General features: G+C 38.9%; 22 protein-coding genes, 1 tRNA gene and 1 pseudogene. 10 read left to right on the forward strand and 14 right to left on the reverse strand.

Annotated elements, in window-relative coordinates; genetic code table 11:
- Positions 1 to 86: 86 nt before the first annotated feature.
- Complete coding sequence (locus tag P20480_RS12650) at positions 87 to 725, forward strand: tetratricopeptide repeat protein (RefSeq protein ID WP_008128241.1); 639 nt, start codon at positions 87 to 89, stop codon at positions 723 to 725.
- Between the two features lie 100 nt (positions 726 to 825).
- On the opposite strand, the gene P20480_RS12645 is transcribed toward P20480_RS12650, so the two are convergent.
- A complete protein-coding gene (locus P20480_RS12645) occupies positions 826 to 2,667 on the reverse strand; it encodes a cation:proton antiporter (RefSeq protein WP_008128242.1) in 1,842 nt (613 codons plus the stop codon).
- An 833-nt stretch (positions 2,668 to 3,500) separates the two neighbouring features.
- Between P20480_RS12645 and proB the strand changes: the two genes are divergently transcribed.
- Both proB and P20480_RS12635 read left to right on the forward strand, forming a co-directional pair.
- Positions 3,501 to 4,607, forward strand: a complete 1,107-nt coding sequence (gene proB / locus P20480_RS12640; RefSeq protein ID WP_006791232.1) for a glutamate 5-kinase — start codon at positions 3,501 to 3,503, stop codon at positions 4,605 to 4,607.
- Positions 4,604 to 5,851, forward strand: a complete 1,248-nt coding sequence (locus P20480_RS12635; protein ID WP_008128245.1) for a glutamate-5-semialdehyde dehydrogenase — start codon at positions 4,604 to 4,606, stop codon at positions 5,849 to 5,851. Before proB ends, P20480_RS12635 begins: the two co-directional genes overlap by 4 nt.
- 58 nt (positions 5,852 to 5,909) lie before the next feature.
- Here P20480_RS12635 and P20480_RS12630 read toward each other — a convergent pair whose 3' ends face one another.
- The 4 genes from P20480_RS12630 to P20480_RS12615 all read right to left on the reverse strand — a co-directional run bounded on the left by P20480_RS12630 (position 5,910) and on the right by P20480_RS12615 (position 12,514).
- Positions 5,910 to 8,117, reverse strand: coding sequence for a two-component system response regulator (locus P20480_RS12630; protein WP_008128246.1), 2,208 nt, complete (start codon positions 8,115 to 8,117; stop codon positions 5,910 to 5,912).
- Positions 8,118 to 8,163: 46 nt separating this feature from the next.
- Positions 8,164 to 11,025: a response regulator gene (locus tag P20480_RS12625; RefSeq protein ID WP_008128247.1), complete on the reverse strand. Its 2,862-nt coding sequence runs from the start codon at positions 11,023 to 11,025 to the stop codon at positions 8,164 to 8,166.
- The gene (locus P20480_RS12620; RefSeq protein ID WP_008128248.1) at positions 11,025 to 12,287 is read right to left on the reverse strand and encodes an ABC transporter substrate-binding protein; all 1,263 of its coding nucleotides are present in this window, start codon (positions 12,285 to 12,287) and stop codon (positions 11,025 to 11,027) included. The genes P20480_RS12625 and P20480_RS12620 overlap by 1 nt, the downstream gene beginning before the upstream one ends.
- A gap of 151 nt (positions 12,288 to 12,438) precedes the next feature.
- A tRNA-Ala gene (locus tag P20480_RS12615) sits at positions 12,439 to 12,514 on the reverse strand.
- A gap of 166 nt (positions 12,515 to 12,680) precedes the next feature.
- On the opposite strand from P20480_RS12615, the gene P20480_RS12610 reads away from it, so the two are divergent.
- Positions 12,681 to 13,076 (forward strand): putative periplasmic lipoprotein, encoded by a 396-nt coding sequence (locus P20480_RS12610; RefSeq protein ID WP_033025222.1) that lies wholly within the window; start codon positions 12,681 to 12,683, stop codon positions 13,074 to 13,076.
- A 2-nt stretch (positions 13,077 to 13,078) separates the two neighbouring features.
- Positions 13,079 to 13,579, forward strand: coding sequence for a prolyl-tRNA synthetase associated domain-containing protein (locus P20480_RS12605; RefSeq protein ID WP_008128252.1), 501 nt, complete (start codon positions 13,079 to 13,081; stop codon positions 13,577 to 13,579).
- Here the strand turns inward: P20480_RS12605 and P20480_RS12600 are convergent.
- Complete coding sequence (locus P20480_RS12600; RefSeq protein WP_008128254.1) at positions 13,546 to 14,694, reverse strand: MFS transporter; 1,149 nt, start codon at positions 14,692 to 14,694, stop codon at positions 13,546 to 13,548. The genes P20480_RS12605 and P20480_RS12600 overlap by 34 nt on opposite strands.
- A 196-nt stretch (positions 14,695 to 14,890) precedes the next feature.
- On the opposite strand from P20480_RS12600, the pseudogene P20480_RS17840 reads away from it, so the two are divergent.
- The 4 genes and pseudogenes from P20480_RS17840 to P20480_RS12585 all read left to right on the forward strand — a co-directional run bounded on the left by P20480_RS17840 (position 14,891) and on the right by P20480_RS12585 (position 18,043).
- Positions 14,891 to 15,429: pseudogene (locus P20480_RS17840) on the forward strand (DUF2058 domain-containing protein).
- 180 nt (positions 15,430 to 15,609) lie between these two features.
- Positions 15,610 to 15,933 carry a c-type cytochrome gene (locus tag P20480_RS12595; protein WP_008128263.1) on the forward strand — a complete coding sequence of 108 codons (324 nt, stop codon included), beginning with the start codon at positions 15,610 to 15,612 and terminating at the stop codon, positions 15,931 to 15,933.
- A gap of 140 nt (positions 15,934 to 16,073) precedes the next feature.
- Complete coding sequence (locus P20480_RS12590; protein WP_006791222.1) at positions 16,074 to 16,841, forward strand: class II aldolase/adducin family protein; 768 nt, start codon at positions 16,074 to 16,076, stop codon at positions 16,839 to 16,841.
- A 26-nt stretch (positions 16,842 to 16,867) separates the two neighbouring features.
- Entirely contained in the window at positions 16,868 to 18,043 is a 1,176-nt protein-coding gene (locus P20480_RS12585; RefSeq protein ID WP_008128266.1) for a mandelate racemase/muconate lactonizing enzyme family protein, read from the forward strand.
- 72 nt (positions 18,044 to 18,115) lie between these two features.
- Here the strand turns inward: P20480_RS12585 and P20480_RS12580 are convergent, their stop codons facing one another.
- The 8 genes from P20480_RS12580 to zapB form a co-directional block, all read right to left on the reverse strand.
- Positions 18,116 to 18,484: a hypothetical protein gene (locus tag P20480_RS12580; RefSeq protein ID WP_008128270.1), complete on the reverse strand. Its 369-nt coding sequence runs from the start codon at positions 18,482 to 18,484 to the stop codon at positions 18,116 to 18,118.
- A gap of 51 nt (positions 18,485 to 18,535) precedes the next feature.
- Complete coding sequence (locus P20480_RS12575) at positions 18,536 to 19,375, reverse strand: amidohydrolase family protein (RefSeq protein ID WP_008128271.1); 840 nt, start codon at positions 19,373 to 19,375, stop codon at positions 18,536 to 18,538.
- Complete coding sequence (locus P20480_RS12570; RefSeq protein ID WP_008128273.1) at positions 19,372 to 20,100, reverse strand: SDR family NAD(P)-dependent oxidoreductase; 729 nt, start codon at positions 20,098 to 20,100, stop codon at positions 19,372 to 19,374. Before P20480_RS12570 ends, P20480_RS12575 begins: the two co-directional genes overlap by 4 nt.
- Before the next feature lie 20 nt (positions 20,101 to 20,120).
- On the reverse strand, positions 20,121 to 20,609 hold the full coding sequence (locus P20480_RS12565; RefSeq protein ID WP_008128275.1) for an FKBP-type peptidyl-prolyl cis-trans isomerase: 489 nt from the start codon (positions 20,607 to 20,609) through the stop codon (positions 20,121 to 20,123).
- Between the two features lie 66 nt (positions 20,610 to 20,675).
- Positions 20,676 to 22,163: a LysM peptidoglycan-binding domain-containing protein gene (locus P20480_RS12560; protein WP_033025226.1), complete on the reverse strand. Its 1,488-nt coding sequence runs from the start codon at positions 22,161 to 22,163 to the stop codon at positions 20,676 to 20,678.
- A gap of 55 nt (positions 22,164 to 22,218) precedes the next feature.
- Positions 22,219 to 23,241, reverse strand: coding sequence for an MBL fold metallo-hydrolase (locus P20480_RS12555; protein ID WP_008128279.1), 1,023 nt, complete (start codon positions 23,239 to 23,241; stop codon positions 22,219 to 22,221).
- A 62-nt stretch (positions 23,242 to 23,303) separates the two neighbouring features.
- Positions 23,304 to 23,609, reverse strand: a complete 306-nt coding sequence (locus P20480_RS12550; protein ID WP_006791214.1) for a cell division protein ZapA — start codon at positions 23,607 to 23,609, stop codon at positions 23,304 to 23,306.
- On the reverse strand, positions 23,609 to 23,839 hold the full coding sequence (gene zapB / locus P20480_RS12545) for a cell division protein ZapB (protein WP_006791213.1): 231 nt from the start codon (positions 23,837 to 23,839) through the stop codon (positions 23,609 to 23,611). Before zapB ends, P20480_RS12550 begins: the two co-directional genes overlap by 1 nt.
- Positions 23,840 to 24,287: 448 nt before the next feature.
- Between zapB and P20480_RS12540 the strand changes: the two genes are divergently transcribed.
- Positions 24,288 to 25,127 (forward strand): 23S rRNA (adenine(2030)-N(6))-methyltransferase RlmJ, encoded by an 840-nt coding sequence (locus P20480_RS12540; protein ID WP_008128280.1) that lies wholly within the window; start codon positions 24,288 to 24,290, stop codon positions 25,125 to 25,127.
- Positions 25,128 to 25,152 lie beyond the last annotated feature (25 nt).

Raw genomic sequence — 25,152 nt, forward strand, 5'->3', positions numbered from 1 at the left:
TGCAGTCTTTTTTTTTGTGTCTAAAAATTCACCTTGGAACGATCTTTGTATATTATTTAGTAAGATAATTTTTGTACGTGGTGAACATGCGCCTATTTTTAAAAAGTTCGTTATTAGCTGTGCCCTTAGTGTCAGTGTCTTTATTTATATCTTCCAATACGTTAGCAGATGAATCACCTGCTGCAGTACCGCTATACACTGAATCAGAGCTTATCGCGTTAATAAATAAAAATGTGCATTTGCAGCGTGTAAAGGCAGATGATTGCCAGCTAGTTCAAGATATTGAAGCGCGAGCCAATAAAATGGCATTGCCATCCTATCAATTTTTATATGGCGATATGCTTGCTTATAATGTGTGTGTTGAGCGAAATGTAGAGCTAGGCGTGTATTATATGAGAAAGTCTGCTGAGCAAGGCTTAGCGGCAGCGCTTGAGCAGTTAGGTCGCTATTACGATACCGGAAGGCTAGTTCAACAAGATAAAGCCATGGCTATTACGTATTTACGTGAAGCTTCTGCACAAGGTAACTTAAAAGCGCAGTTACGTTTAGTGAAGTTGTTCAATGATGGCTACGGTAGCCCACGGGATTTTGAAGATGCATATCGTTGGTTGTTTAATGCAATGGTAGCAGATAAAGCAACGCATAAAAAAATTGAAAACGCCCTAACTAAGCTTGCGCAAAAAATGCCTGATAGTGTCGTAGAGCGCGCTCGGTTACCTATGTAATACTAATCAAGAATAAACTTTAACTAAGCGAGTTGCTGTAAATTTAGCAAAAAGCCCTAATAAAATTAGGGCTTTTTTGTGAGCGTTATTTTAATTAACTTTATTCTTTGTCTTTAAGTTGTGGGTCTTTTAATAACGACATTTTTGGGGGGTGCAGTGCCACAATACGCTCACCTTCTTGAGGTGGTTTGTCCATATTAAGTGTGAATGGTGTTACTTTAGCTGGTGTATCGTCATCGTTGTCTTTATCTCCTTTGAGAATAAATAAAGGGATAGCCTCAGGGTTCATTTCTAAGTATTGCTCCCAGCTAAACTCATCTGAAATACGTGTAGCACTTACTTTTCCGCCTTTAGCAATGACACTGCTTAAGCGAGCGTACGAACCTTCATCCCCAAATAATATTTGACGCGATAAAAAGGTCGCACTGTCTTTATTAGCTTTAGCGTGTGTTGTTGATGAGCGTAGCGAAAACACGTTTTTTTCATTGAGTAAATGTGAAAAATACTGCACACCTAATGCATTGTGATGCCTGTTCGGTGAAAGCGCTAAAACACTTCGGATAGTTGTAAGCGGTAAGTATCGTTCAGCATGCTCTGATTGCGGATTACCATAATAGCAAGGCAAGCCATCCATACGTGCCATTTTGCAGTTTTCCCATGCCGGATCTGAAAGGTGGACAGGAATATTTTGCTCTTTTAAACCTCGCCCTATTGCACGTGACACATGGTTAGCCCCAATAATTAAAATAGTATTAGGTGATGGTTGACGCACACCTAGTAACTTAGCCACAGGGATTGCGGTTAGGCTTTGTAGTACAACAGTTATAATAATAACTGTAAAAATAAGTGGAACCATTTTTTCTGCATCAGCCACACCCGCTTCCATCATACTAAGTGCAAACACAGAACCAACAGCGGCTGCTACAATACCCCTTGGCGCAATCCAGGCGAGTACTAAGCGAGATTTAATTGGTAAGTCGGTACCAAAGGTAGAGATAGCAATACATAAAGGGCGTGCTACGAATAACACAATCGCTAAAAATATAAATACATCACTGTCTAACATCATTAAGTCGGAAAGCTGTAGACGGGCTGCGAGTAAGATGAAAAGCGTTGATATAAGAATCATCGATAAGTCTTCTTTAAACTCTAAAACAGAGTCTATTTCTAGGTCATCTTGATTCGCAAGCCAAATACCAAATACCGTTACGGCCAATAAGCCTGACTCATGGCTTAAGTAGTTTGATACAGAAAAGCTAATTAATACCAGCGCTAAAATACCAAACTTATGTAATTCAAATGGCAACCATTCTCGGCGCATTAATTGAGTTGTAACCCAGCCTGCTGCTACCCCTATTGTTAGACCAACTCCAACAGTTTTAACTAAAGCAACAATAGTATGGCTTAGTACCTCGCCTTGGCCTACTAACATTACTGCTTCAAATACCAGTACAGCAAACAATGCCCCGATAGGGTCAATAACAATCCCTTCCCAGCGTAGAATGCGGTCTATGTCTTGTGTGGGGCGCATGGAGTTTAGTAAAGGCGCTATTACTGTCGGGCCTGTTACCACAAGCACTGCGCCGAGCACAGCAGCAACCCGCCAATTGAGCTCAAGTAACCAATAGGCACTTAAACTAATTACAACACAAGTTGCAATCATACCAATGGAGCATAGGTTTCTGACTACTTTACCAATTCCCTTTAACTCCCTAAAGTGAAGGGTAAGGGCGCCTTCAAATAAAATAACAGCCACACTTAATGATACGACAGGGAAGAGTAAGTCGCCTAAAAGTGCATCAGGGTCTAAAACACCACTAAATGGCCCAAGTAACAGGCCAGTGAGCAATAAAAAAAGAATAGCGGGTACTCTAAATGCCCACGCTACCCATTGGGCAAGCACTGAGCAGAGTGCGATACCGGCTATGTAAATTGCTGACATAGATTAAGAATTCCTTATTATGATTTTATTTAAAGTATAACGATTTTAGTTGTTATTAAAGGGGTATACACGGGAAAATCAACTATTACTATTTAATTTTAGCCGCTAACAAAATATTAGTACGTATTAATTATGGTTAGCGTTGCTAAATATTTTATAAATTATCAATAACACCTTCTATCTTCATGATTTGAAAGTAAAAAAGTTTGTTACTAAACGCTTTTCAATGTGGTCGTTTGAATTTTAGCCTTGATCTTACGACCTAATTTAGCGTATTATACTTCGAGTTCGAATAATTAGGTATCTAATTAAATTATCTGGGAAATAAATTCGTCGTTAATGTTACGGTCATATTTGCTAGGTATAATCGTTATTTAGAAGCTAGTTCAGTATTTGAACGTCTAAAATATAATTTATTTAATTACTTGATACGGTTTATCTCAAGCATTTAAAGTTTGAGTTGAATTGATATCTTTCAATGTTTAACCCCCATCGTGGCGGTTAAATCTCGGTCCTTTAGTCTTCACCCTATCTGTTGGTGTACCAGACTTTAGAGGCTCTATGTATGTTGTTAATAAAAAAGTCACCAAGGCTTTTTACAGCGATGCATAAACAACACTTTTTAAACTTTCTTATAGGCATTACTTTCATTGCAAGGTATCTGCTTCTTTATATCTGAGCTTAAATTTAAAGCCTTGTTTTTAGATTTTGGCTTTCTTGTGTGTGTTTAAAAGTGTTGCTAAAAAAATACAAATTCGAAGCTACATATATTGGTAGCTATTTAGTTTAGCTCATTAACACTGAGCACATATAAAATGGAAAGTAGAAGACTTATGCAAAAGTTAAATTGGCGACGCATTGTTTTAAAAGTAGGTAGTGCACTTATTGCTCCAGATCAAGACGGTTGTCGTTCTCGTTACATACTTACTATCGCACAGTTTATTGTTCGTTGTCGTGCTCGCGGCATTGAGGTCATTTTAGTTTCATCAGGTTCTGTTGCGGCAGGTTCGCATCTATTTCCATCAGATCAACCCCGTTCAGTTGTATTAAAAAAAGCAATGGCCGCCGCTGGTCAAACTGAAATGATTGCTATGTGGGACCGCTTTTTTGATTTTCCATCTGCCCAGCTTTTGCTCACTCATGGTGATTTGCGCGACCGAGAGCGTTATCAAAGTATTCGTGAAACCGTGTTTACATTATTAGAGCATGGTGTTTTACCTATCATTAATGAAAATGATGCGGTAACTACTGATGACCTTAAAGTAGGTGATAACGATAATTTATCAGCAATGGTTGCAGCAGCCGCTGATGCAGACGCTTTACTGATTTTTTCAGACGTAGATGGTTTATACGATAAAAACCCAAATCTTCATGACGACGCTGTTTTATTACCTGAAATAAAATCAATTGATGATTCTATTTACGCCATGGCAGGATGTGCTACTAGCGCGGTAGGTACTGGCGGTATGAAAACTAAAATAGAAGCGGCAGAAAAAGCAACATCACACGGAATCGCAACATATATAATTAATGGTTTTAAAGAAGAGACATTTAATCGTTTATTAGAGGGTGACAACCCTGGAACAATATTTTTACCATACGAAAAACCAATGCAAGATTCTGTGCATTGGATGACACACACTGCGAACGAGCAAGGTGAAGTTGTGGTAGATGGAACATTTGATGAATCAATCGAAGGTGAAACAGGCATAATTCGCGGCGATGAAATTGTTGAAGTACATGGTGAGTTTGCAATTGGCGACACCATACTCGTTAGAAGTGAAGATGGTACGCGTTTAGCTAAAGCGACCGCAAATTACAGTAGTTGTTTGTTGAATTTCATTGCAGACAACGAACAAAGTGAATTTAGTGAAAAAATGCAGGATTCTATTGGACCTGTTATTTCAGAAAAAGATATCGCATTATTGGAGAAGTCATGAGTTTAATTACGGATATTTCGCGTCAGGCAGCTAAAGCTGCAAATACACTTGCTTTACTCGACACCGAGACAAAAAACCAAGTGTTAACAGAAATGGCTGCGGCATTAAGAGAGCAAAAAGCATTTATAATTCAAGAAAACGAAAGTGATTTAAGCGCTGCGCGCGACAACAATTTGCCTGCGGCAATGGTTGATCGTCTAACTCTGAACGATGAACGCATAGAATCGATGGCTGAAGGGATAGAAGTTATAGTAAGCCTGGATGATCCAGTGGGTCAGCTTCGTGAAATCACGGAACGACCTAATGGTATTAAAATTCGTAAAATGCGCGTACCACTTGGTGTTGTTTGTATGATTTATGAAGCACGCCCTAATGTGACCGCAGACGCTGGTGCTTTGTGCTTTAAATCGGGTAATGGCGTTATTTTACGCGGTGGTAAAGAGGCGCTCAAAAGCTCACAAGCGATTGCCAGTGTAATGCACAGTGTACTTGAAAAGCACAACTTACCCGTTTCATTAATCTCGGTTATTCCAGATCCCGATCGTGCACTTCTTATGGAGTTGATGCAGCAACGTGATAGCATCGATTTAATCATTCCTCGCGGCGGTGAAGGGTTGATTAACTTTGTTACCGAGAACAGTACCATTCCTGTTATTCAGCATTACAAAGGCGTATGTCATTTGTATGTTGATAAAGACGCAGACCTAGAGGTTGCGATTAATTTATTACTTAATGGTAAAACACAACGAACGGGTGTATGTAATGCACTTGAAGGTTTGGTTGTACATGAAGATATCGCAGATGAGTTCCTAAACCTATGTGCGGTAGTACTTCGTCAAGAAGGTGTAAAGATCAATGCTGACAGCTTTGCTGCCAAATACTTTGATAATGCAACTGTTTTAGCTGATGATGAGTTTGGTGAAGAATACCTAGATTTAGAAATCGCGATACGCGTAGTACCTACATTTTCAGCCGCTGTTGAGCATATTGCTCAATTTGGCTCAAATCACACAGAAGTGATTTGTACTAAAAACCAAGCCGCAGCTGAGTTATTTCAACGTAGTGTAGATGCGTCAGTTGTGATGGTGAATGCATCGTCTCGTTTTTCTGATGGTTCACAGTTAGGATTGGGTGCAGAGATAGGCATTGCTACATCTAAGCTTCATGCGTACGGTCCTATGGGGCTTGAATCACTCACAACAGAAAAATATTTAGTGAATGGCGAAGGTCAAGTTCGCGAATAAATTTTATATTAATTTTACAAAAGCCGAGCATAGCTCGGCTTTTTATTTTTGATAAAAATCACTTTAATTTAGCTAGCCAATCGTTTACTGGCTCAGGTTTATGCAAGTGATAACCCTGTAGTATCACCTCCGGGTATTCCTGTAGTAAATCGAAGTGTGATTGGTTTTCGACACCCTCTGCAACAACGTCTAATTCAAATAAACGTCCCAAACTCACAATCATATCAATTATTAACTTATCATTTTTATTTGTTGGCGCTTCGAGCACAAAAGAACGGTCTATTTTAAGCTCTTGAATTGGTAATTGCTTTAAATATGTGAGGCTTGAATAGCCAGTTCCAAAATCATCAATTGATACTTTTACACCCAACTTTTTGAGGTTATGCACAGCTTCAATAGCAGAGTCCATATTATTTAGTAGCGTACCTTCAATAATCTCTATAGTGAGTTGCGACGCAATAACATTATTAATTGTTAGCTGTTCAACTAAAAAGGCTAAAAAGCGTGGCTCATGGAAATGTCGACCACTTATGTTTATTGATAAACTTAAGTGAGGGTGTGTTTGATTAATCTTAGCTAATGTTTTTAAGGCATTTTCACATACCCAGCAATCTAAGTCATAAATAACGTCAGACTCTTCAGCAATAGAAATAAACTCACTGGGGCTAATAAAGCCTTTTGTCGTGTGTTGCCAACGAAGTAAAACCTCAGCTCCTTTTAAAATTTGATCACTATCATATTGAGACTGTAAATGAAGCGATAACTCGTTATAAGCGATTGCTTTGCGTAGGTCTTGCTCAATTTCGAAACGCCTTTTTGCTTGTTCACCAAATGAGGTGTCAAAAAATGTAACTCGGTTACCCCCTTTCTCTTTTGCTTTATAGCAGGCAGCTTCACAGTTTCTGATAGTCTCGATAGCGCTTTCCCATTGCCCATGTTGCGGGAATATGTACATACCAATACTTACTGTTAGGCTAACTTCCTTTAAATCAACAAAAAAAGGCAGTCTTACGGATGTAAGAATTTCTTGTGCTTTTTTCTCTGCAATAATTTGGGCTCTTGCTCTGCCAATGCCTTTATCTAGGACAGACAACGTTGCAAAGGCATCGCTTCCCAAGCGAGCAATAATATCATTATTATCAGTATTTGTATGGATACGCTTAGTTAGTTCTTTTAGGACATGGTCACCGGCTAGCAGGCCCATTCCATCATTAAACGAGTGAAACCCATCTACATCGATAATAAAAATATAGGCAAAATTTTTGTCAGTGGAACAGCTTTGTAATTGCTGCTCTAACTGCTTTAAGAAGCTGTTACGGTTAGGTAGGGCGGTTAATTCGTCATGCCAAGTTAAGTAATCTATTCGCTCCTGGGTCACTTTTAGGCTTGATATATCGCTAAATACACCGATGTAGTGATCGTTGGTATCGTGTTCATTTTTTACAAGGCTCAACGTTAGCAATTCAGGGTATAACTCACCACTTTTGCGTCGGGTAACTAACTCACCACTCCAGTAGCCGGCTTCACTTGCGTGTTGCCATACTTGTTCAAAGTTTATATTTGGCTGGTTATTTTGTTTGATATCGTGAATATGCATATTTAACGAATTAGCTTCATCGTAACCCGTGATGCGGCAAAAAGAAGGATTAACCGCGATTATTTTGCCTGTACTGTTGGTTATCACAACACCGTCAGCTGTACTCGTTAGTGCGTGAAAAAAGAGTTGATGTTTAGATGATAACTGCTTTAATTCTTTTTCTCTAACATCCAGCTCCATTGCTAAAGATTCTATTTCAAGCAGCTTGTCATGTAGGTCAAAGTTTTTCTCTATTAATCGGTCTAGCATACCTTGTGCTGTTATATGTGTACGAATGCGAGCTCTGACTAAGGCTAATTTATAAGGCTTGTGAATATAGTCTATGGCGCCCATAGCAAAGCCTTTTTCTTCTGACTCTTCTTCTGTCAGTGCGGTAACAAATATGATCGGAACGCTTTTTGTTTTGGGTTTCCCTTTTAATATGGTGCACACTTCATAACCATTCATTCCCGGCATCATTATGTCGAGTAAAATTAAATCTGGGCGGGTAGACTCAATAAACGTTAGTGCTTGTTCTCCACTTGTCGATATTCGAACATCGTAGTCGGTTGAAAGCCCTTCTACCAAAACATGTAAGTTACTTGGTTCGTCATCAACAATTAGAATTAAAGGTTTTTGTCGCTGCGCTTTTTGTTCACTTTTATTTGTGGTGGAATGAGTTAAATGCACTGTTAATCCTTTTTACATAGTATTTAAATTCTGAATCACTCAATCATTAATGCTTTGTGTCTGCTTTATATGTGTCAATAATCGAAATTACAGACGGATAGTCGAAATTATTAATCGCCTCTATTAGTTTTGATAAGCCGTGTTCAGTATCATAGCTATTCGCTTCTAAATGCCTTTTTAGGTCGTTTGGGATAGGACGAGACGCTAATGCTAGTGAGTGAATCTCATTTATCACTACCAGCTCATCTTCGAGATTGTGTCGTTTCGGCTCTATATTTTCCAAATTGAGTGTCGCTAATAATTCTTTAATAGAAAAAAGCGTTGCTGCCAAATTTTCTTTTAATAAATCTATATTAAGCGAACTTTCCTCAAGTAGTGCTTTTTCAGTCTCTAATGCACACTTTTGCAGCTTCTCTAGCCCTAATGTACCCGCTAACCCCTTCAGTGTATGCACCGTTCGCTTTAAAGTAGCAACATCATTATTGTTTATTAATAAATCAGCCTTCGCTGAAAAGTTATTATTACCATCTATAAACCGAGTAAGCAATGTCATGAGTAAAGTTTCATTGTTATCAACGTTTTGCTTTGCTTTTACTAAATTTATTGTTTGCAAATTATCTCTACTTTTTAGGTGTTTATCTAAGCTTTCGTAAAGCGCGTCAAATACAATGGGTTTAACCAAAAAGTCATCCATACCTGCATCAGCGGCTGCTTTTTTATCTCTGGGCTCTACAGCAGCACTTAAAGCAATAATAGGCATATTGTAGCCTTTAGCTCTTAGTTGTTTTGTTGCTTCAAGGCCGTCCATATGGGGCATTTGTATATCCATAAATACAATATCAAAATGTTGAGCCGATACTTTATCTATAGCGTCTCGTCCATCGTTTGCAATTGTTGTATTAAGATCAAATTTACTTAGCATTGCAGAGGTTATTTCTTGGTTAAGTTTATTATCATCTACAACAAGTGCCTGATAGGCCGCTAGTTTTGGCAGGTCTACTGTTGCAGGTAAAGGGGCCTTTTTGTTATTAGTTTGAGCAGCGCGCTGCTCAGCAATGGTGAATGGAAGGGTAAATAAAAACTCACTTCCTTTACCAAGTTCACTTTTTACTTGTAAGTCACCACCTAATAATTTGGTTAGCTGTTTGCTAATCGTTAGGCCAAGCCCTGTGCCTCCGTACTTTCTTGTTGTACTTGAGTCGCCTTGAGCAAATGATTCAAACACCCTATCAGATTGCGTTTGCGTCATACCGATACCAGTATCACTGATACTAAATCGTAACTGTACTTTGTTTTCTTTTTGAAAAATGACTTCTATGGTTAATGACACCTCACCGTTATCAGTAAACTTAATGGCATTACCAATACAATTATTAATTATTTGATTTAGCTGGATAGGAGCGCCTAAAAGGGTCATATGTCTGTCGGCATGCACTACACAATTTAAAACTAATCCTTTTTGTTGTGCATTAATCGAAAATAAATCTTCAACGTTAGATACGATCGTATCGAGTGTAAAAGGAATTTTCTCAAGTTTGACGTTATTAGAGTCGAGTTTTGAAAAGTCTAAAATATTGTTTAAAACTTGCAGTAAACTTTGCGCGCTGGAAAAAGCTTTTTTAGCGTATTGCTCCTGCTTTGCGGGCATTTCACTACTTTGTAAGAGTTGAAGCATACCCAATATGCCGTTCATTGGTGTGCGAAGTTCATGGCTCATATTTGCCACAAAATCGATTTTAGTTTTATTAGCCTTGTTTGTTTCCTCTATTGCTTGAGTAAGCTCTGTATTCATGGCTTCCATTTTTACATTTAAAGCGCGTGTTTCATCAAGTAATTGCTTCGTTTCCTCACTTTTTAAATAAAGTGTATTAGCCGCTTTTAACACAGATGCAATTTCGCTCAGCTTTGTATGCTTATTTTTTAGTGTAATTGGCTCACCTTCATTCATACTATTAAGTAGCAAGGTAAGCTGTGATAGGGGTTTAATAACAAAAGCAACAATAAAATAACAAAGCAGCAAAATAATAATCAGAATTAGAAAGGTAAATAGGCTGCTTTGCTTGGTTTTTTTCGTTAATTCACTATTAAATTGCGACTTAACCAAATTTAATTTTTCTTCTTCAGCGCTTTTAATTTTATTAGTTAGGTATAAAAGTTCGTTTTCGATCCCTGTCAGCACAACATTCACAGAGTAGGTGTAACTACGTGTTAGAAGTATTAGTTGGTTATGTGTTTTTTTAAGATTAATTGTTTTATCAAGCAAGGAGTCATTAATAGCTGACATACGGTTAATTTTTGTGTGCAAAAACTCTAGATTTTGCTTCACATTTTGAGCTTCATCAAAATTAGGTTTATAAAGGTAGCTGACAGCTGCATGCTTAAGGTTACTAATGGTTAGTAAAATATCATTGTAGAGAATTTTTTTATCTTCATTTGATAGTGACTCAAGTGCCATTACCTTTTTTTGTAGCTCTTCAATGGGCTGTTTAAATCCAGATGAGTATATTTGCTCGCGCTTTTGTCTGTTAATAACTACTTTTTCAAATGTTGTTTCATAGTTTTTTAGGTGCTCGCTGAGGCGAGTAAGCATATTTTTATATTCAGGGGTTTTGTCTAGCGTGTTTAATGTTAATTGCCCTAAATGAATATTTGCTTGGTCTAAATATGTTTTAAACTTTGCAATATTATTTTTATTAGCGTCATCAATAAATGCAACGGCATGACTTTGTAAGGCGATGACATCTCTTTCTAGTTTTACTACAGCCTCACTTTTACTAATAGCATTGTTTTGAATGTTTTGCAGGCTGGTTAACGACTCTTGCAAGTGGTTAAATAAATAACTTTGTAAAAGAAGCAGTCCAGCTAGTACCGCTAAGGTCGCAATTATTTTTGATTTAATAGAACGCATTAGCGACTTATTAACTCATACCACTTTTGTAAACTGTAGTCGTAGGTTGGCATAACGGTATTCCATACTGCAACGTTGCTGAAGCGCTTAGTATAGCTTCCGCCATTTCTTTGCTCGCCTTTTCTAACCGCAATATTACCATTTGTTTCTAGTAAATCAGTGCTTGCGATTTTGCCGTCATACCAATAGTCCCATTCATTCTGTGAAAGTAATGGTTTAGAACGCTGCGGATTGCTTATGTAATAACCTTGGCGAGCAATAAACGCACCTGGCCAGCCAGATAACCACCAATTCATATAATCGTAAGAGGCATCTTTCACACTATCATGCGTTTGTGACGACAAGCACATTACACCATGCCAGCCTCTGTAGCCTTCTTTAGGTGCTGCAAAGCGCACATTTATGCCTTGGCCATTTAGCGCAGATACCGCAGGAGAAAACATACTTTCAATATGAACACGCTCATCTTTCATATACTGAACAGATTCAGGCACTGAGTTCCAATAACCGCTAAAGTGGCCTTGGCGTTTGAGCTCAAGTAGTACCTTAAATAAGTTATCCAATTCAATACGAGTCATTGCCCCTATATTGTTAATTTTCACAAGCCCTTTAGCTTTAGCAGCAAGCGCTAAGTCAAATAAACCAATAGTAGGCGCATTTACAATACCTACTTTTCCTCTGTGTTGCTCATCCAGTAACCATCCCCAACTTTCAGTTTCATAGGCAATTCCGGGTTTAATGAATTTAGTGTTATAACCAAAGGAGTCTACATTGTGCACGTAGGGTAAAAAGCTTATTAAGTCGCTTTCTTGCTCACTGAGTGTGCCATCGGGCTGTACATTTAATATTTTAAAGGGAGCGTCACCTGCACCAATATTGGCATCTTCTGATAACTTTCCTGTTTTTGTAAGGCTATTTATTTCGTTAAAATAAGTAAGGCGTTTTTTTTCTATGGGTTGTATTGAGCCTGCATTCCACAACACATTAATACTGTTTGACCACTGCTCGTATAAATCAAATGAGCTGGGGTCCATTGAGGCTCTTTGCAAAACAGCGGCACTACCAGCGGGCGTAAATTCAATATTAATGCCTAAATCACTCATGGCTTGCTTACGAATTGCGTCCTGTAAGGTTACATGTGTGCCAAGCACTCTTATTGTGACCTTGTTACGAGCAAAAACATAAGGAACATGGGTTATAGCGCCTGCAGTTAAGCCTATAGCTGCAAGTTTTTTAAGTGTTGAGCGTTTTGGAGAGTCCATGATTTACCTAAGGCATTAATAGATATACAAGTATGTATAGCTAATAATTGATAAAGACTCAAGATAATAGAGATAAATGAAAAACAAAATAAAATGAATGAATTAGGGTGTTTTTGAAGTAAAGAATATATTTGAGAAAGGAGTAGGAAAGTGGTGGAGCTAAGCAGGATCGAACTGCTGACCTCCTGCGTGCAAGGCAGGCGCTCTCCCAGCTGAGCTATAGCCCCACATTCCTAGTTTATGCATAACATAAACGCTTGGCTGCTGAGTTCCAAGCGGGACGAACTTTAAGTTTTTTTATAAATTTGGTCAAGTATTTTTTCGCTAATTTTCACAGTTTAGATGAATTTTTGATAGACTCGGCTTAATTACTCATTAAAACGACAGAAAATAATGAAAAAAAGCGTTTTGGTACTGATGGTTTTACTTTCGGGTTGTGCATCAAATGAAGAGCCGCCTTTTGAAATAAACAACAAACAGTTTTTTGAAAAACAAGATGAGCAAGGAAATAATGTATTTGCTTATGTTGTATCGGTTAAAGCTAAGCACCGTGAGAACTTTAATCTCGATCGTGGACGTAATAACACACCTTCTCGCAGTGAAGTTAAGGAATATATTGAGCAAGAACACTTTGAAGAGTCGAGTGTGTTAAAGCTAAAATTAGAAGACCAGGCCGTTGAATTATTAAAGCAAGAGCTTACAAAGCGTGAATACTGCGCTAATAATCATGAGATAACAGACGTTCTGTGGCGAGATCTAAGCGTGCAATTAAGAGGGCGTTGTTTGTAACTATGTTAGCGGACAAAACAAAATTAGAGGCGTGTTTAGCGCATTTAAATATTAATTACGATGTTATCGAACACCCACCTTTACATACTAGCTTAGCAGCGGATGAATTACTGCTTGAACGCCCAGGTACCCGTTTAAAAAATTTATTTTTGCGTGATAACGAAGGTAAACGTCACTTTTTAGTAATTACAGCTCACAATAAGCAGTTGGACCTAAAAGCGCTCTCTAAACAGCAAGGTTTGTCGCGTTTAGGGTTCGCTTCAAGCGAACGTTTAGCAACCTATTTAAAAGTTGCACCAGGATGTGTATCAATGCTTGCGCTACTAAACGATAAACAAAATGCGGTAACAGTATGGTTAGATCAAGATATTTGGTTTGGTGAGTTATTTCACTGCCACCCCTTTGAAAATACGCTGACATGGATTTTGAGTAAATCAGACCTAGAAACCTTTTTTAAGCATACGGGTCATCAACCGCGTGTCATGTTTTTACCGTCAAGATAAGCCCAGGTAATAAGAAAAAAGCCGCACAAACAAACAACAAGTAAGGTAAACATAAATGCTGTTTGTCCGTACTGTTGATAAACTAAACCCGGTAATAGCGAGCCACAAGCCCCGCCACTGTAATAAAACGAGACATACCCTCCGTTTGTGACGCTTGGTGGTGCTTTACTTATTTGATTGACCAGTGGAGCTGCGGTTGAATGAATAATAAACATAGCCGCACAAAATAGCGTGAATGCAGTTAAAAATACGCTTAGCTGGTGGCTTATTAGCGCAACAATACTAAGGCTATAAAAAATGAAAGTCGCTGCTAATACGTGCCAAGCGGAAGGTGCTTTTTTTAGTAGCCAAGGCGTCGCAATAGATGCCAAAGCACCAATTAAATAGCCGCTATAAACTAATCCAATATCACGGGTGTTGGTAATTAAAAATGTTTTTTGCAGTATAAAAGGCAAATAATTAAGTAAAGCAGCAAAACAAAAAAACATACAAAACACAGCGCTGTAAACTTTTAAAAGAGGGCCTTCCTTAAGTTGTTTGATGTAATCTAGAGGTGATTTTGGAGCATGGGTGCTAAGGTTGTTGAATTTCTGGGGCTTTATTAATATGGCTAAAAAAACAAGCATAAAAGCAATTAAGTAATAAAAGCTTTGCCAATGCCATAAGTCACTAAACAGTGCAGCAAGTACTCTTCCAAAGTAACCACCTGCAATACTGCTGCCTATATAAAGTGTCATATTTTTTTGAAGTGTATCAGCGCTAAAGCTTATCCCTATGAAACTGGTCATGGCGGTTAATGCTGCGGGAAGAGTAAGGCCTTGTAAAAACCTTACTAACAGCAAGAGCTCAAAACTAGGCACCCATATAAATAGCAAGCAGCTAAAGCTCAGTATTATCATTGCAATGCGAAGTATTTTTAAAGGATTCTGTTTAGCTAAAAATAAGCCGTATACTAATGGTGCAATAGCGAGTGGCAGCATGGTTGCCGTCATAAGGCTACCAGCAACGGCAGGCGATACATTATATTCACTCGCAAATAAGTTCAGTAACGGTTGAGGTGCATAAAGCACAAAAAATATAACAATGGAGCAAGCAAGTAGATGAATTAAGCGCATTATTTGGCTTATGAGTTAGCTAGTTGGCTACTTAATTGTATTGAAAGTTAACTCTAATTGATAATTAAAAGTACGATTATTGCTTTATATCATGCTTAGTATGAAGGAGTTTGTTAGATTAATACCAATAGCACTGTTATTTAAACGCGTTGATGATTAAAATGAGCGTAATATTAGTTTTTACTGGAACAATGCCATGGGTTCATTACAAGACCAATTGCTTCAAGCAGGGTTAACAACATCGCATAAAGCTAAAGTTGCTAAATCAGAAAAACGTAAGCAACAAAAAAACAAAAAAAGGGGGCGACAAGTAACCCTAGTGATCTGCAAAAGCATATTCAACAAACTAAACTTGAGCAGCAGAAAAAAGCAGAAGAGCTTAACCAAGTTCGCCAAGTTAGCCTTAAACAGCGTGAGCAAGAAGCGCGCGTTAAACAAATTTTAGAGCACAACAACCAAGATGCTATTCGTGGTGAGCGAACCTTTAATTTTACTTACGACAAAAAAGTTAAAAGTATTGAAGTGAATGAAAACACTCAAAAAGCATTGTCGGGTGGTCGTTTAGCAATTTGTGTCCTAGAAGGGCAGTTTTATGTATTAGAAGACGAACCCGCTCGCAAGGTGGCTGAAGTTGACGAAAAATACATTGTTTTTCATGTTGAAGCTGAAAATAAACCAAAAGATGAAGACGATCCGTACGCAGATTTTGAAGTGCCAGACGATTTAGTATGGTAACAATCAGTTAAGCGTCTGCTCATATTTATTTGCTAAACTAATTATGAGCATAAAACGAGCTAGCAGTGTAGGATTAAGTTGATCGTCTAGCATCGTTTCTAACGTATGCTTTTTATTTGATTGTTGACTACAATCAATTGAACAGTTTTTTCTAACCGTCAAAAAAGAAGAGTAAATACAATGAGCAAGATGAAAACACTAATACTAGGCGCGGGCATTAGTTTAGCCGCAAGTTTCTCGTTTAATGCAGCTGCTGCCGATGGCGCCGCTCTTTACACTGCAAAAAATTGTCAAACCTGCCATGGTGCAGATGGTAAAGCACCAATTATGGGTATGTACCCTAAACTTAATGGCCAAAACAAAGATTACCTAGTTGCGCAAATGAAAGACATTAAGTCGGGTGCGCGTAATAATGGTATGTCTATGGCGATGAAAGCAATGGTTGCTACAGTAACAGACGAAGAGTTTGAAGCTATTGCAGACTACTTATCTAAAGTAAAATAACGCAAAGCAGTTATTCGCCCTTTAAAAACAGCCACACACGTGTGGCTGTTTTTGTTTGTTGATTGCTATAAAGAACAGAGTGTTTTAGACTTCTAAACATCTATTCGCACTTGTTATGTGTGTATTTTAAAAGGCTTACTATGTTTGATTTACCCCAACTCGATTTAAAAAATAAAGTATCTGCTCAAGAGTGGCAACTTCGTGTCGACCTTGCTGCCTGTTACCGGCTAGTGGATCACTTTCGCTGGGGAGATTTAATTTATACGCATTTATCAGCGCGTTTGCCGGGCACTGACCATTATCTTGTTAATGCTTTTGGATTAACATTTGACGAAGTAACCGCGTCAAACTTAGTTAAGGTCGACTTAAACGGGAATATAATCGACGACACTCCGTTTAGCATTAATCCTGCTGGTTTTACTATTCATAGTGCAATACACGAAGTAAGAGAAGATGCGCATTGCGTTATTCACCTGCACACCAAAGAAACCATTGCTGTGGCTACGCAAAAAAAGGGCTTATTACCATTGAGCCAGTATTCTATGTTTTCATTGCCGTCGCTTTCATATCACGGTTACGAAGGCCTTGCAGTTAATGATGATGAGCGCAAAGTCCTTCAGGATGATCTAGGCTCAACTAATCACATGTTATTAGTTAACCATGGTGGGTTAACCGTAGGCCCTACTGTAGGCGATGCGTTTATGCGTTTTTACGACTTACAGCGCGCCTGCGAAATACAATTAGCGCTGCAAGCTAGCTCGCAAGAGGTAATTCCCGTGCCTCAACCAATTATCGACAATATTTATAATCAAGCCAATGTGGTTCATAGCGGCAGCACCGGAGGCCAGCTTGCTTGGCCTGCTATGCTACGTAAAGCGTATCGGCTTGATCCCAGTTTTGCAAAATAACCTTAACAGGTTAATAAGGAATTTTTATGAAGGTAAATCGCGTAGAAGTATTTGATATTCATTGTCCAGCGCGCCCAGCATGGACACCTGTATTCGTTCGCATTCATACTGATGAAGGCATTAGTGGTGTGGGTGAGGCGGGTCTTGCTTATGATTTAGGTCATAGCGCAGCTGCCGCCATGATCAAAGAAATGGCAGATGCTTTTTTAATTGGGCACGACCCGTTTCAGACAGAAAAGCTATGGTCTCGCATGTTACGAGAAAGCTTTTGGGGTTTAGGTGGTGGACCCGTTGTGTACGCTGCAATGAGCGCAATTGATACTGCGCTTTGGGATATTAAAGGTAAGGCGCTTGGGTTACCGGTATATCAATTACTTGGTGGTAAGGTTAACGACAAGCTTCGTACTTATGCATCGCAACTGCAGTTTGACTGGGATAGCGAATTTAAAGCGCTCGTTCAGCCACAAGAATATGCAGAGGCAGCATTAAAAGCCATAGCTGAGGGTTACGATGCAGTAAAGGTAGATCCAATTCAATATGATAAAGACGGTAATACCTATTACGACCGAACTAATATTATTTCACGCCCAGAAATGAAGTTGTATCGCGCGCGTATGCAAGCTATTCGTGAAGCCGTGGGTGATGAAGTGGATATTATTTTTGAATGCCATAGTTTACCGGGTGCTACATCTGCTATTCAAATTGGTGAAATAGCCGAAGAATTTGATTGTATGTACTTTGAAGAGCCTGTGAACTACTTAAATCACTCATTGCATGCCAAAGTAGCAGATAAAGTTAATGTGCCAATTGCAGGTGGTGAGCGCTTGTATAACCGCTGGGGGGTTCGTCCTTATTTAGAAGATCAGAGTATTGACGTACTTCAGCCCGATATCGGTTTATGTGGTGGTTTTACTGAAACTAAAAAGGTATGCGATTACGCTGATATTTTTGATGTACGCATTCAGGCGCACGTATGTGGTGGGCCAGTTGCAACGGCTGCATCACTGCATTTAGAAACAGCTATTCCTAACTTTTTAATTCATGAGCATCACACGTACGCAATTAAAAAGTGGAACCGCGAGTTGTGTTTACAAGACCCACAACCTAAAAATGGTTTCTTTGAAGTATCTGAAGAGCCAGGTTTGGGTATTGAGCTAAACGATGAGATTGTAATGCGGTCGCAACGTGTAGAAATAAAATAATAACTAAGCTTGTTATTATAACAGCCGGTAAGTGACTATTCACTTACCGGCTTTTTATTAGCAGAATTAAGGTCATTCGTTAATTACGCACTCAACACCTTTGAGCTCTTGAGTTGCTTTGCTATCTACGTGCCGTATAAAGCATTGTTTGTTTTTTATCATCAGCTCAAATTGGTCGGGTGGATTAAGCTGATGACTTTTTATTATGTTATTTTCGTTTAAATTATTTAGCGTAACCACACTGTTTATTGTAAATACATCGTCATCTAACGTTATATTTTGCATATTCATAAGGGTATTGATTACTTTGTTAACTGCGCTTTGATTAGGCGCTAAAAGTAATGCATGTTGTAATTTTGGAGTGGGTTCAGCGTGTTGCGATACACAGCCACTTAATAAAGCGCACAAAGCTAAGCTCGAAATGAATAATGTGTTTTTCATAAAACCTACGCCATTTTAAGCATAATAAAATTTAAATATAACGACTTTTACTTACACTTGGTAGTAGTGCTTTGCATTTGCGTAGCTGAGCTTATGCCATAGGCTATGGCTATTACATAACGCATAATGCTGATGCCATAGGGCATTGTAATGCGTGTTTATTTGGCATACCGGAAAGTTACTAGCAAACATAATACGCTGCTCGCCAAAATGCTGTAAAAGCCACTTAAAGCAGGTTTCTTGTTGTGCTTGTGTCAGGTCTAATAATTCAAAGCCAGAAAACTTAATGGCAATATTGCTATATTGGGCAAGTAGTTCAACGCCTTTTTGCCAAGAGATCAAATCATCAGGCAACCCTGCATGGTTAAGAATAATTTGTAGGTGAGGTAATTGTTTTGCACAGTGAGCAATATGATTGGCCACACTAATATTGTGTAACTCAAATTGCGCTTCAAAATGCAATTTGTTTGCTGCTAATAAGTCAAGATTATGAATACAACGAGGGCTTTTTAGCCTTAATGCGTCATCCCCTTCGGTTATATCTCTAATACCACATAAGCTTGAATGAGCAAGCGCATTTAGTGCATTACTAAATTGCTCAGCAGGGGCATTTATTTGGTTAAAGCTAATGGCTTTAAATGGCATTTCACTTAAGTGCTTACTTAGCCAATTTAGCTCCTCAATTGGGGCTGAGTTATCAAAGCCTGCTTCTATGTGTACAAGGCCTTTTAATTTAAAGTCGGTACTGTTGGCAAGTTGTTGTGCGCTAATAGGCCGTTTTATTTTTTCTAAATTGGGCCACGCAGGAGGGTTACTTCCTTGTAGCCAAGTGTATTGACCATCAAGTAAATTAAAAAAATGAACATGCGGGTCAATTATATTTGTACTCATTGGGCTGTATAGCCGCCATCAATACTTTGTAAGCTGCCAGTAATAAAGCTTGCATCGTCACTTGCTAAAAAACTCACAAGAGCGGCTACTTCATCGGCTTGACCTAATCGGTTTAGCGGTTGAAGACTGGCTTCCTCTGCCACTATATCGGCTTTGTTTGCACCGCTTTTATCGCAGTAAGCGTCTATTGCGTTATGAAATAAAGGGGTTTCAATGGTGCCTGGACACACTGCATTAGCACGAATATTAAAGCGTGCATAATCAAGTGCCGTAGTTTTTGCCATTGAGGCGAGGGCATGTTTAGTGAGGTTGTAGGCAAATGAATTTTGCTTGGCAATTAATGCTTGGTCGGATGCTATTAATATAATAGAACCCGCATTATTTGCCTTCATCGTTGGGAGTACGCTTTGTACTGCCGCATAGGCGCCTTTTACATTAAGCGCAAATAGCGCATCGAGCGTTTGCTCATCAGTGCTTTCTATATTTGCGCTTAAGTGTTTTCCAGCATTAGAAACCAGTACGTCAATACGTTGAGATTGTTCATGTATCGTGTTTATCGAGCGGCGGACAGCCTCTACATCACTTACATCGCAATGATGAAAAACACCTACATCACTTGGTGTGATATCAAGGTTATGGACCTCATAGCCACTGGTTAGTAAGCGTTTTACTACCGCTAGGCCAATCCCTTTTGTACCACCTGTTACAATTGCAACTTTTGACATACTTGTTCCTTTTTCGCTAATTAGTGAGCGTGGCCACAACCGCCTTCAGCGTGAACATGGCCATGCGAAATCTCTTCGCTGGTTGCTTCGCGTACCGATACAACTTCAACATCAAATGTCAGAGTTTTACCTGCAAATGGGTGATTTAGGTCACAATCGGCATTAAAACGACCAACTTTAACAATAGTCACTTGATGACGGCCTTGGTTAGATTGAACCATTGCGGTCATACCTGGTTTCCACACTTTAACATCGCCTTGTAAATGCTTTAGTGGAATGCGTTGAATTAAGTCATCAACTCGCTCACCATAAGATTCACTCGGTTCAAGTGTTACACTAAATTTATCGCCGGCACTTTTATCTTCAAGGGCTTTTTCTAAACCCGCAAGCATACCTTCGCTACCATGGATGTAGCTAAGTGGTGCATCATTTACACTACTTTCAATTTTCTCACCCGCTTCACTGAGTGTGTAGTGAAACTCTACTGCCGAATTTTTACTAATTTGCATGCTGATCTCTTTCAATAATAACTATGTTAGGGCGTGATTTTACGCGAAATAGATTGGTTTATAAACTTAACGTGGTTGATTTAGTGTTTTTTGCAGATCAAGCAGTAGGTCTTTTTTGATTGGCTTGGCTTTAGGTTTTTCAGCTTGAGGAATAAAAAGTACTAGCTGACTGCCGGGCTTTAAAATACTTGAGGCTGATAATTTATTCCACTTAGCTAAATCGCTATGTGGTACGTCGTAAAGTTGGCTAATGCTCCACAGGCTATCTCCAGTTTTTACGGTGTAGTCGATTTCTATTGTTGGGATGACAATATCTTCTTGAGGTTCTAGATAAGGGCTTATTTTGTAATCTATGGTTAAAGAGCTTGGTAAGGTTTTGGGTTGCCCAACCAATAACTTTTCGCCTATACCAATAAAGTTATTGGCTTTGTTATTAAGCTGTTTAAGCGCTTTGACCGACATACTATAACGCTTTGCAATGCCATAAAGTGTATCGTTTTGCTTTACTATGTATTCACCAGCAAAGTTAGATTTAAAAAACTGACTTTTTAAAAGTGCCTCTTGGCCTATTGGCAGTAGTAAGGTATGTGGTCCGTTTGGCGAACTTTGATTTTTTAAATACCCTTGGTTAATTGCATGTAACTGCTTTGAGCCAATTCCAGACAGCTTAGCAATAACTGAAAAATCGAATTGCTGACCTATATTCATTTGTGTGGTGAGTGGTTTATAAGCAAGTTTTGGTTGCTTCATGCCTTTTTGTGGATGCTTAACTAAATAACTTAAAGCGAGTAATTTTGGTACGTAATCAGCAGTTTCTTTTGGCAAGCTTAGCGACCAAAAGTCAGTGCTTTTTCCTCGTTTTGTATTTTTCTCTATGGCCCGCTTTACGCGTCCTTCACCGCTATTGTAGGCGGCTAATGCATGTAGCCAGTTACCATTAAAGCGTTTATGTAAATAACTCAGATAATCCAGCGCGGCATCGGTTGAAGCAAGTACATCTTGGCGTCCGTCGTACCATTGATCTGACTTTATACCAAAGTGATACGCAGTTGCACCGACAAGTTGCCATACGCCAACAGCTTGCTGCGATGAGGCAGCTGTAGGTCTAAAGTCACTTTCCACAAAAGGCAGTAACGCTATTTCCATAGGGAGGTTTCTTTGCTCTATTTTTTTTACAATGTGGTATAAATAGGGTGCTGCACGCTTACTTACCGTGGTTAGGTATTTAGGCTGTTTTAGATACCACTTAATGCGTTTTTTTAAAGCCCGATTTTGATAAACCGTAAAGTGTAAGTTGTTAGCAATGTGCACCCATAAATCAGTCGTTTTTGGTGGGCGCTTTTTTACGACTCTATTTTTAACCTTTAGTGGCGTGCTTTGTTCTTCAATAAGCAGTGCTTGTTGCTTTTGGGGTATCGGTTCATCTACGTTTTGGTGATTAGCGTAATCAGGCTCAAAATGAGTAAATATTTGAGGTGCCTCAGCCTGCTTTTGCTCAGTTGATTCACAACCAAACAAAAAAAGTACTAAAAAGCATAATATCAAACTGCGCATAGTGATCACTTGAATAAATTCCTTTTATTATTTTAACACAATCCGTTGTGTTGGGTTATTGTGAGCTTTTAGCGCGATTGAGTCCTGCTTGTAAAAAAAACTGGCTCGACTTTTGGTTTAGTGTGTCTTGTTGATAAGGAGCGAGCACATTTTGTGGAAAAGATTCTATGAGTGCTTCAGTTGTTAGGTTTTGATTACTTTTGACGTGTTCAGTCAGGGCATTTAAAAATGCCAGTGGTTGCTTTAGTTGTTGTTTATTTAGAGTATCACCATGGCCTGGTATAATGAGTGATAGCTTTTCATTACTTATGTATTGTTTAAGCAACGTTTGCCAGCTTTTAAGTTCACCGTGGCCTGGGTAAGGCAGCCAATCAACAATATCACCACCAATTAACGTGCTCCCATTGTTTGTAGTAATGGTTAAATCACCCGTAGTATGCGCTTTGTGTGGTGTGATATTTATTTCAAAGTTCCCTAAATTAAGCGTTTTACTTACTGCTAATGCTATTTTTGGTGGATTAAGCTTATATTCGCGCCAGCGAAAAAGTCGTGCTTTAGCCAGTTCTAGCTTTTCTCGCCATGCTGTTTGTTCTTCTTTGGGAATTGAAGCTAAACGCTGATAACTCAGTTCAATGCTTTTTTCATAGCTGTCGAGTTTATTGATGTAGGCTTTTTGATAGGTTTTAAAATCAGCGCTCACTTGCTGGTGGGTAATGAGTTTAGCGTTTGGATAGTAGTGTTGAACCACCGCCATGCCCAGTAAGTGATCGTCGTGATAATGAGTTGCAACTAAATAACAAAGAGGCGTTTTAAGACGTTTTTTTAGTTCAACAACTAGTTGTTCAACACCGGCAAAATTCCCGCTGGTATCAACAAGTAGGGCGCATTCAGCGCCTTCAATCAAAACTTGGTTTGAGTCGTAAAAGCGTAAATCGTCCTGTTGTTTTAAAAATTGGATATTGTTATTAATAGTTTGCCAGCTAATAGCTGCATTTGAATTGGCTGTGGCAAAAAGTAAACCTATCATCAGGAGTGTATATTTTAACGATGAGTGAATAGTGAGTAAGGAGTACTTCATTTGCGATCTCTTGCAGGCCATTTATTACCCTAATGATAAACAAAAAGCGCAGGTTGCGCTTTTTATTTTTTTTGTTCGGGGTCACTTGCCAAATGTTGGCTGAGTTTATCAACAAGTTGGTCTTGGTGTTGCTGCTCAACAGTTGCTTGTGTTTTTGCTTCAAGCAAATCGTGGCTTAAATTAAGTGCTGCCATAAGCAATGCTTTTTGATCGTTTCGAACGGTTGAACGCTGTTTCATTTGTTCAACTAAGTCGTTTAGATTTTTAGCTGCTGCTATCAATGCCTCTTCTTGTCCTTGCGGACAAGCAAATTGCTGCTCTTTACCTAGCAACTCAACAGTGACCCGCTGGTTTTGCAGCTCAGACATTAGCTAGCCTGTTGTGCGCTTTGTAATTTATCAAGCAAGCCAGTTAATGTTGTGCTGGCATCTTTTTGCTTTTCTTCGTTTTCAAGCGCTTCTAGTTGTAAAAGCTCATTATCATCAGCAAGTTTGCTGTTTTGTTCTTTTAAGCTAGCAACATCAGTTTGTAATTGATTATTGCGTTCAATAAGTGAATCGATCAGTTGTTCGAGTTGTTGAAGAGTATTGTTGTCCATAAGGCGCTCATATAACTGTAATTAATGTCTTGCAAATGTAAAGCAAAGTACATTAATTTACTAGCATTTACGCGAGTTTTAGCTGATTTTTCTTCTTTGTTAAGGGATAATTCATACAACGTGCTTTTTTGTTCATATATGGTTCATTTAAACACCCTTTATCCAAGAGGTTGTTGAATTTTGCGGAATAAAGTTTGTTCAAACTAGGGGGTATTTAATCGTGGCGCGAGGTTTGTAACTTAGTGGACTCGGTAACTGCTCCCGCGTTATTCTACCGGCTTAAATTCATGTAAGTATAACCGCACTATGTAGGCTCTACTTTGCCTAAATATCAAACAGGCCGCTTAAACTTTAACCTCGAACGGTTAACAGACCCTAGTGCAAGTTGCTAAAGCCCAGTGCTTATGGTTCACTTGCGATATTAAATTGCGTATGGCGAAAATAAATAATGCTTAGTTACAGACACTCATTTCATGCGGGTAATCCGGCCGATGTTCTAAAACATCTTGTATTGGCTGAGGTGCTTAAATATCAAACAGTTAAGGATAAGCCGCTAGATTACATTGATACGCACTCTGGCGCAGGCTTTTTTGAACTCGCAGCAGCTGATGCTCAAAAAACGCAAGAATACCAAGACGGTATTGAAAAGTTGTGGGCGCACACAAGTGAGCATGAGGCACTTAACGAATACATTGACCTAATTAAATCGTTCAATAATACGAGTGACCTCGATTTTTATCCGGGTTCACCAAAAATTGCTGAACATTATTTACGTCGTCAAGATAAAGGTTGGTTTTTTGAATTGCACCCAAGAGACTTAGTCTTGCTAGAAAGTAATATGCAGGGTAAGCGCTCTATTCGAGTGCGCGGTGAAGACGGGTTCACTGGTTTGGTAGGGCTACTGCCACCTGCGTCTCGAAGAGCGTGCGTATTAATCGACCCACCATACGAAATTAAAGATGATTATGAACGCGTTGTAAAAACATTAATTAAAGCACATCAACGATTTGCAACGGGTACTTATATGATTTGGTATCCAGTTGTTGATCGGGAGCGCATTAACAATATGGAGCTGGGTTTAATTGATTCCGGTATGCGAAATATTCAGTTATTTGAGCTGGGAACCGAGGCCGATACTGACGTTCATGGCATGACTGCATCAGGTATGATAGTGATTAATCCGCCATGGAAGCTTAAACAAACTATGGATAATGTATTGCCTGAGCTAGTGTCATTGTTAAGTGAACCTACTGGCTTTTATAGGTGTGAGCAACTGGTTGACGAATAACCACTACTTACAAAAAATAGCCACG

Origin of the sequence: Pseudoalteromonas sp. BSi20480, from assembly GCF_000241365.1 — a bacterium.
GTDB classification, from domain to species: Bacteria; Pseudomonadota; Gammaproteobacteria; order Enterobacterales; family Alteromonadaceae; genus Pseudoalteromonas; species Pseudoalteromonas marina.